Below are 1,969 nucleotides of genomic sequence, written 5' to 3'. Positions count from 1 at the left end.
CGTATACGGGAAAGCTATCGCAACTGAAAAGCCGTCAAAGATGAGAGCCATCTATACAAACAGTTCAGTGCCCTAATAGCACCCGGTCAACAAACTTTCGCACAAGAATATTAGACTCAGGCGTTTCTACTGCTGCACTCAGCACCCGGTCAAGCTGACCATCGCCATCGGTATAATGGGCTTTGTAGAAGGTCAGTCGTTCAATCAGAGTGGCTTTATCTACCTCGGGATGAAACTGGAAAGCCCAGAAGGGTTTTCCCTTCAGTTTAAAGCTGTGGATACACTCATCGGTATAGGCCAGTAACTGACAACTGGAAGGAATCGTCTGTGCGAACTGCCGGTGCACCGAAACAGCGAAAAAACCATCCGGTGTATCATGAAAAAGCGGATCATCTGCAGCGCCATCGGCCACACGAATAGGAATGGCTCCCATCTCAAAGCCAACATCCTTATTGAGGATCTCCCCTCCCAGAGCAAGAATCGCCAACTGGAAACCAAAACAGGAGGCAAAGACCGGCTTACCGGTTTCAGCACAGTGCTTGATCAGGTCCTGGCACCCCTGAATGAAACCATATTGCTCAGGTCTGAGAACATTGGCTTCACTGGCCCCACCCACCAGCAATGCATCGTAATCATCTGCCGCGGTCTGCGGAAACTCGGGCGTGTCGAACACATTAAGAATATCGATCTGTTTCGGCACGACACCACAATAATCAGCAAAACTATGGTGTTCTTCCCGGCGTACCTGCTCACCATCACGGATCTGTAACAGCAGGATTTTCAACTGTTCACGGGTTTTCATAACAGACTCTTATAAAACGGCTTGTGCTTACTTTAACGGGCACTGAGTTATTGGCATAGCCCTAAGAATACCTTGCTATCATGAAGACTCAATAAAAAAGGGGCTGTTTCATCAGAAACACAGCCCCCTGGTACCGCCCTGAAGCGGGATCTGGTTACTTAAGCCCAGGCAGGAAAAATGGGATATCGATTTTTTTCTCTGTCAGTTTCCGGGTAATCACCTGTTTCAGCGGGGCAAAATTGTTCGCAATCCGCAAAGTCGCCTTACGTACAACCTTGGCGGCTACATTATCATTGGTAAACAGCCCGACAACCAGATTCGTCCCCATGTAGAGGGGTTTGGTAACCCGCATATGGCTACTCTGATATTTTTCCAGAACAGAATAAGAACCTATATCCTGCCCCTTCGACAATGCGTTCCGAATCTCTTTCGTGAGGGTTTCCTGACTGCGTAACCCCAGATTAAATCCGTGTGCTGTGACCGGATGCATCCCTACCGCAGCATCACCAATAACGGCAAAACGGCGGCTGATAAATTTGTTGGCATGTACAGCAACCAAAGGGTAGAGATGGCGACGACCATAGAGTTTCATACTACCCAGCTGCCCCTGCAAGCGCTGTTCAATATCTGCAGCAAAGGCCTCTTCACTCATATTAAAGATACTATCTGCCTCTGCACTGGAAACGGTCACAACAATCGATGACAGATTACCCGTCATCGGCAGAATGGCCAGTGTCCGCCCATAGTGAAAACATTCAAATGCGGTCTGATTGTGTGGCAGTGTATGCTCCATACGACACACTATCGCAGTACGGGAAAAGTCCTTCATGGACGCAGGAACACCCATTTTCCGCCGGGTTTCTGAGAAACGACTATCTGCGGAAACCAACAGATCACACTCAACCCGCTCGCCATTTGAAAGCTCGACCCATGCACTATCTGCACTGCTGCCGACATCTTCCACTGAGATCTCAGTCAGCAGCTCAACATTTTCAATCCCTTCGACCACCTCAAAGTAGGCTTTACGGATCTTATCATTGGGTACCAGATATCCCAGAGCGTCCAGTCGAGTATCGTTATTATCAAAATCCAGCGTATAGCTTGAATTCCCATCCAGCACTTTAGCCGCACAGATCGGAGATATATCCCTCTCAGCAAGTTGCTGCC

2 protein-coding genes are annotated in these 1,969 nt (G+C 48.7%); both read right to left on the bottom strand.

From position 1 onward, the window contains the following. Window positions 1-64: 64 nt before the first annotated feature. Window positions 65-802 carry a glutamine amidotransferase-related protein gene (locus ACQY8X_RS20850; RefSeq protein ID WP_428037052.1) on the bottom strand — a complete coding sequence of 246 codons (738 nt, stop codon included), beginning with the start codon at window positions 800-802 and terminating at the stop codon, window positions 65-67. A 154-nt stretch (window positions 803-956) separates the two neighbouring features. Further along, on the bottom strand, window positions 957-1,969 hold a 1,013-nt coding region (gene ubiM / locus ACQY8X_RS20845), incomplete at its 5' end, for a 5-demethoxyubiquinol-8 5-hydroxylase UbiM (RefSeq protein ID WP_428037051.1).

This window comes from Amphritea sp., from assembly GCF_050300915.1.
GTDB lineage: Bacteria > Pseudomonadota > Gammaproteobacteria > Pseudomonadales > Balneatricaceae > Amphritea.
The sequence above is the reverse complement of the archived record's forward strand: the minus strand, read 5'-3'. Positions and strand labels throughout refer to the sequence as shown.

Excerpts from the sequence above, each read along its gene's own strand:
- ACQY8X_RS20850 (WP_428037052.1), bottom strand. The coding sequence starts at position 802 with ATGAAAACCCGTGAACAGTTGAAAATCCTGCTGTTACAGATCCGTGAT.